Raw genomic sequence first — 6,149 nt, 5'->3', positions numbered from 1 at the left:
TCTTTGTCACGTATTTAGCTCTGAGTTTAAGACTGATGCTGCATAAGCGGATGCAGGACGCCAACATTGACCCTGAGCAAGCTCCACGCCTGATAAGTGAACTTAATGCATTAACCGTCTATAAGTTCGCTCCTGAGGGCCAAGTCACATATCTCTGGCACGAGATCCCAAAGCGTTACAAGGAACTTATGCAGAAGTTGAAAATAAAAATCCCCGCCCCGATTTTTGTAATCTAGGAGCGGGAATTCAGGTCCTATCACGAAGGCTTTGTTTCCATTGAGACGAGGCCTTCGTTTTGTCAGCTTCAGCTTTCTCCTCAAGAAACAATAAAAAAAGAGGCCGTAAAACGGCCTCTTGATCTTTTATTTCAAATTGTTATTTTATTTTTTTAAATATTTGCCAAAAAACTCTTTCAGTTTTCCGGCTTCCTGATCAACATATTTCGGAACATAGTACGTTTCAATATGCTGAGCGCCAGGGATCAAATAAACCTCTTTTTCCTTTGTCCCGGTTGCCTTCTTGAATGCGTCATCTGTCATATAGCGAGTATCGGAGACATCACCCGCAATCATGAGAAGCGGCTGATGAATCATTGCCATGTGATCGTCCACATCCCAGTTCATCAGATCCATTAGGCTGCTGGTTGTATAAAGGAATGTGGAATTCGGATGGGCATGTGTTCTGAAATAATAAAAGAAGCCGTCCCGATAAAGCGCAAACGGGAGTTTCTTTGCCTGTTCATCGGTAAGGTCCATTTGACCGGAGTAACGAATATCGCCGACTTTTTCCAATGTTCTGGCTTCTGCCGCCTGAGCAAGACGCTGCTGAACCGAGTCAAGCTGAGAATCCTGAAAGCCGTTTCTACGAACTCGACCGGAATTAAACATACTAATCGTCGCAACAGCCTTGATTCGAGGATCTTTCTGAGCAGCAGCCAGAGTATAGCCGCCACCGCAAATACCCAACGCTCCAATTTCAGCCGCATTCACTCCCGGATATGTTCTAATGTAATCGACCATTCCGTTAATATCTTCGATTCGGTTAGCCGGCTTATCGGTGTGACGAAGTTCCCCTCCACTTGCTCCCTGATAGCGAGCATCGGCGGCGATTGTAATATAACCCATAGAAGCGAGCCTCTCAGCAAATAGGCCTGCCACCTGTTCTTTCACTCCGCCGTTTGGATGAGCAACCACAACAGCAGGATAAGATTTACCTGGTTCATAGCTAGGCGGTGTATAGACATTCGCTTCTACACGAATACCGTCAACCGTATAAGAGACCGGGTGAATATTCACTGCCCCAGCGACATTCTTTGTGATTGCGTTTGCATAAACCAGACCGTAAGGATTCGCATCCGCTACGGCCGCACTTACATTAGTTGTCATAACTGCACTTGCCATTAGAACCGCACAAAGTAGTTTTTTCATGCTTCGTACTCATACTTAGTAATAACAAACCCGTTTTAAGTAATTTAAGACTTTCAGCGGGAACCTGTAATTCAACAGTTGTCATCATAGAATTAGCCAAGGCGTGTCCGTTATGAGATTTTCTCCAAGTTTTGCCTATTCCTATAAGCAAAAAACAGCCGTGTCTTCTAGGGAAGAACACAGCTGTTTCCGTTTTTCAATGACAGAACTCAATTAGTCAGGCTCAGAACTCCTCCAAGCACCATACAGACTCCGGCAATCACGAATATAGAAATAACGTTCAGCCAGAAGCCGGCTTTGATCATATCGCCAATCTGAATGTGACCTGTTCCGAAGATAATCGCGTTCGGAGGTGTCGCAACCGGCATCATGAAAGCGGCAGAGGCGCCAAGTGTCGTCACTAGCAGAACCTGCTCAACAGGAATGCCAAGTACGGGAGCCGCCGCGGCTAGAAGCGGAAGCATGGTCGCAGCAAGCGCTGTATTGGAAGTGAATTCCGTCGCAAAAATAACCAGCGCAGCCACACCGATAACAACTGCCACAGGAGGAAGGCCGGTAAAGGAAGCGGCCTGAGCGGCAATTAGCTGAGCCGAACCGGTTGCCTGAATGGTCGCAGCCATCGTAAGGCCGCCGCCAAAGAGCAGAAGCACATCCCAGGGAATACTGTCGCAGTGCTTCCAGTCCAGAGCGCGCTCGCCTCTTTTGAAGTCCACCGGGATACAGAAGAGCGAGATACCGGCAGCCATCGCAATAATCGCGTCGCTAACCTGCTTGAAGGGACGAACGCCGTCAATCGTGAACGAGCGGATCTGAGCGCCGAAGCACCAGAGAATCACAGTCACAACAAAGACAATCAGAACAACAGTTTCACCTTTGGAAAGTTTGCCCAGAGAAATCAGTTCTTCTTTAATCCATTCCTTTCCGCCTTCAATTTTCTTGATCTGTTCACGGAAAAGCACCTTGGTTAAAAGAAGCCAGCTTAAAGGCATCAGGATCAGGACAACCGGCATACCGACCTTCATCCAGTCGAAAATCGATATATCAATGCCGTAGGTTTGCTGCACGAAACGGACAAAGATACCGTTCGGAGGCGAACCGATAATGGTGCCCATACCGCCGATCGAGGCGCCGTACGCTACAGCCAGCAACACACAGATGCCGAAATTTCTTTCTCCTTTAGTAATTGTGGGAGAGGACGAGCTTTGACGAACAACAGACATGACCGCCATTGCGATCGGCACCATCATGGCGGCGGTCGCCGTGTTGGACACCCACATGGAAATGAAACCCGTAGCGACCATCATGCCGGCAATAATTGCGCCGGGCGATGTGCCGACAATCTGCAGCGTCTTGAGCGCGATACGCTTATCGAGCCCCCAGCGCTGGATGCCGGCTGCAAGCAGGAAGCCGCCTAAGAACAGGTAGATTGTGTCGGAAGCATACGGAACGAGTGTTTTAGCGAGCGTATTTACGTCGCATAAGGGATACAGCACAATCGGAAGCAGTGCAGTAACGGCAATCGGAACGGTCTCTGTAAACCACCAGAGCGCCATCCATAACAGAATAGCAAGACAGGCTTTAGCCGCATGTGTAATGGCGACTGTTTGGCCTGAACCGTTCACATAAGAATCCGGCAGTACCAGATAGAGCAAAAGAGCGAGCAATGGCGCAAGGAAAAGCGCGACAGTTTTCGATAATTTCGAAAACGTTCCCATCTGTGTCGGTGTTTCCATAAAAAATCCCAGAAAAAGATGATTAACGGTGTTTTTCTTTTAAAACAGAGTTTATTTAATCATAATTTTTAGGAATTTCTTGGCTTTATAGAATAATTTTTTCAGTAAGAGAAATTAAAATTTCGTATCATGAGAACGCATACTCATTTTACGCTCTCACGAATGGGTTATTTCCCCTCTGAATGATGCTTATCGACCTGCTTGCTGAACTGAATCTTATACAGATGCGCATAAGGTCCGTCCTTCTGCAGTAGTTCAAAATGAGTACCGGTTTCCACAATCGCGCCCTGATCGAGAACAACAATGCAGTCGGCATCCACAATAGTTGAGAGACGATGCGCAACAACAAAGCTGGTTCTGCCGCTTCTCAGCTTATCGAGAGAGGCTTGAATATATTTCTCACTTTCGGTGTCGAGCGCGCTCGTTGCCTCATCAAGAAGAAGAATCGGCGCGTTCTTAAGCAGAGCCCGCGCGATAGAAACGCGCTGACGCTGTCCGCCCGAGAGCTTCGCGCCGGACTCGCCGATGCGGGTATTGATGCCTTCGGGAAGACTTTGAATCAAGGGAAGCAGATAAGCCGCTTCAGCAGCCTTCATAATTTCCTCTTCCGAGACCTCTCTGCCCGCACCGAATGCGATATTGGCAGCGATTGTGTCGTCAAAAAGCATGACTTCCTGCGTGACAATCGCAATCTGTTCGCGAATACTTGCAAGCGTCAGCTCATTCTGCGGGATATCGTCCATGAGGATTTCTCCCGAGGCAGGAATCATGAAGCGGGGAATCATATTAATGATGGTGCTTTTACCCGCGCCGGATGCGCCGACCAATGCCACCATTGAGCCTGCTTCAACCTTCAGGCTGAAATCTTTGAGAGAAGGCTCAAGCGCCTGAGGATATTTGTAGCAGACATTTCTAAATTCGACTTTGCCCTTAGCTCTTCCAAGTATTTTTGTGCCCGGATCTTTTTCCAGAGGGACATCGATCATTTGGAAAAGACTTTCCGCGGCCGCTGCCATTCTCGCGATCGTTCCGTTGAGATTCGCGAGTTTACGGATCGCGGGCATCATCAGCAGCATCGCTGAAATATAAGTTACGAATTCAGACAGAGAAAGCGTTCCGTGCTGCGCCTGAACCAGGGCAACGAAAACCACGACGGAGACTCCGCACATAGAAACGAGCTGGGTGAGTGGGGTGCCCAGCCCCTTAACAACCTGCTGACGCATCGTCAGGCCCTGCAGACGACGATTGACGTGCCCAAAGCGTTCGGCCTCGAACTTATATGCGTCATAAACCTTGATAAGACGCTCGGATTTATAAGTCTCGCCAAGCACGTTGAGCATGGCGCCGAAAGTCACTTGACTGTCGCTGGTGAGTTTTTTCAGTTTTTTACTGACGGTTCTGAGAATAACGACTAAGAAGGGCGCGACCACCAAAGTCACCGCGGTCAGCTGCCAGTTATGCCACAAAAGCACACACATCAGCGCAATGACCTGCAAAGAGTCTCGCACCAAAACAGTAAGAACTTCTGAGGCACTCGAGAGCGCCTGGGAGGCTTCATTGACAAATCTTGAAACCACTCTTCCGGACTGCTCCTGCTGCACGGTTTCTTCCGGCCAGCGGATCATGTTGTCAAACATGAGACCTCGAATCTGGACCAGAACCTTCTGTGACACCATCTGAAGCAGATACGAGCTACAGAACTGTCCGCCTCCGTGGAGCACCGAGATTCCGATCAACGCGATCGGCGCCCAGATCGCCACCAGACCGTTTTTCTGATAAAAGCCCAAATCCGTCAGTTTGCCCATGAGCAGCGCCATCAGTGACGATGTCGCCGCAGCAATAACCATTGCGATCAGAGCCAGAAAAATGTACCCTTTGTACGGCGGAAGATACGAAAAAAGTCGGTAAAGCGGTTCTTTATTTACGGGATTAACTTTCAAAGAAAACCTCTCTAGTTTCAGTTCGGAATAGTTTAATGTCTGTCTTGGCGTTAGACTACTTATCTTGGTTTCTTACTTTGCAACAGTTTATATGGCAATACTTTTTGTAAGACTGCCGAATCATATCGGCGACGCGGTCATGACGATGCCCGCCCTTAATTTGCTGGAAGCGGCCGGATTTCAGCTTTATCTGGTCGGCAAACCCTTTGTCGGGCAGCTGTTTGAAGGAACTAACCGAAGATTTGATCCGATTGAAGGGAACCTTCTGGACGACATTAAGCGCATTCGAGAGCTTGCTGCGACTGTCGAGCGTCCGAGAGGACTCCTGATGCCGAATTCCCTCGGCTCAGCCCTTCTTTTTAAGATGGCCGGCATCAGCTGTACAGGGCTCGCCACGGACGGCCGCAGCCTTTTACTGGAGCATGCGATTCCGGAGCCTCCGAGAATGCACGAAGTCGAACGCTTTTGGTATGTCGCCTATGAAGCGCTCAAGAGCTGGGGCATTAAGCCGCCCTACTCCAAGCTCACCAAACGCATCAATATGAAGCTTGCCAAACGCAATGAAGCCGGCGCGCGCAATCTGGCGCAGAAAATTCATCTTCCTTCGCGCTACGCGATTTTGGCGCCGATTGCCAAAGGACGTCACGAAGGCAAGGAAAAATATTGGAAGCATTTCAATGAACTCGTGAAGCCGCTGCGCGACCGCGGTATTGAACCCGTGGTCTTCCCGGCTGCCGACGAGGCGGAAGTTTCCCGCCTGGCGGCACCGGACGCGACTATTTACGAGCCCACGTCACTTGGCAACTTCGCAGCACTTTGTTCAAAAGCCGCAATCGTTATCGCCAACGACTCCGGAGTCAGTCACATTGCGGCAGCTGTCGGAGCGCCTCAGGTCACTATTGTCGGCGTAACCGACATTGACCGCACCAGTCCGTGGAACGATAAAAACATTATTGTCGGCAGAAAGGGCAGATGGCCTGAAGTCGATGAAGTTATTACCGCAATCGACGACTGCCTCAAAGCAAATCGATAAACTATAAGGACGGGAG

The 6,149-nt window shown here is 49.3% G+C and carries 5 protein-coding genes; 2 read left to right on the top strand and 3 right to left on the bottom strand.

Going from position 1 to position 6,149, the window contains the following annotated elements; all coding sequences use genetic code 11:
• A partial coding sequence (locus E5987_RS13085) for a hypothetical protein (RefSeq protein ID WP_237178776.1) occupies window positions 1–236 on the top strand: 236 nt, incomplete at its 5' end.
• A gap of 144 nt (window positions 237–380) precedes the next feature.
• On the opposite strand, the gene E5987_RS08380 is transcribed toward E5987_RS13085, so the two are convergent.
• The 3 genes from E5987_RS08380 to msbA form a co-directional block, all read right to left on the bottom strand.
• The gene (locus E5987_RS08380; protein ID WP_160335642.1) at window positions 381–1,427 is read right to left on the bottom strand and encodes an alpha/beta hydrolase; all 1,047 of its coding nucleotides are present in this window, start codon (window positions 1,425–1,427) and stop codon (window positions 381–383) included.
• Window positions 1,428–1,636: 209 nt separating this feature from the next.
• Window positions 1,637–3,160 carry an SLC13 family permease gene (locus E5987_RS08375; protein WP_202074592.1) on the bottom strand — a complete coding sequence of 508 codons (1,524 nt, stop codon included), beginning with the start codon at window positions 3,158–3,160 and terminating at the stop codon, window positions 1,637–1,639.
• 167 nt (window positions 3,161–3,327) lie between these two features.
• Entirely contained in the window at window positions 3,328–5,100 is a 1,773-nt protein-coding gene (gene msbA, locus E5987_RS08370; protein WP_160335641.1) for a lipid A export permease/ATP-binding protein MsbA, read from the bottom strand.
• 91 nt (window positions 5,101–5,191) lie between these two features.
• On the opposite strand from msbA, the gene E5987_RS08365 reads away from it, so the two are divergent.
• Window positions 5,192–6,133 (top strand): glycosyltransferase family 9 protein, encoded by a 942-nt coding sequence (locus tag E5987_RS08365; RefSeq protein ID WP_160335640.1) that lies wholly within the window; start codon window positions 5,192–5,194, stop codon window positions 6,131–6,133.
• Window positions 6,134–6,149: the final 16 nt, after the last annotated feature.

The organism is Parasutterella muris (assembly GCF_009767915.1).
GTDB lineage: Bacteria > Pseudomonadota > Gammaproteobacteria > Burkholderiales > Burkholderiaceae_F > Parasutterella > Parasutterella muris.
The sequence above is the reverse complement of the archived record's forward strand: the minus strand, read 5'-3'. Positions and strand labels throughout refer to the sequence as shown.

Coding starts and splice junctions, on each gene's coding strand:
- E5987_RS08375 (WP_202074592.1), bottom strand. CDS start 3,160: ATGGAAACACCGACACAGATGGGAACGTTTTCGAAATTATCGAAAACT.
- E5987_RS08380 (WP_160335642.1), bottom strand. CDS start 1,427: ATGAAAAAACTACTTTGTGCGGTTCTAATGGCAAGTGCAGTTATGACA.
- E5987_RS08365 (WP_160335640.1), top strand. CDS start 5,192: ATGGCAATACTTTTTGTAAGACTGCCGAATCATATCGGCGACGCGGTC.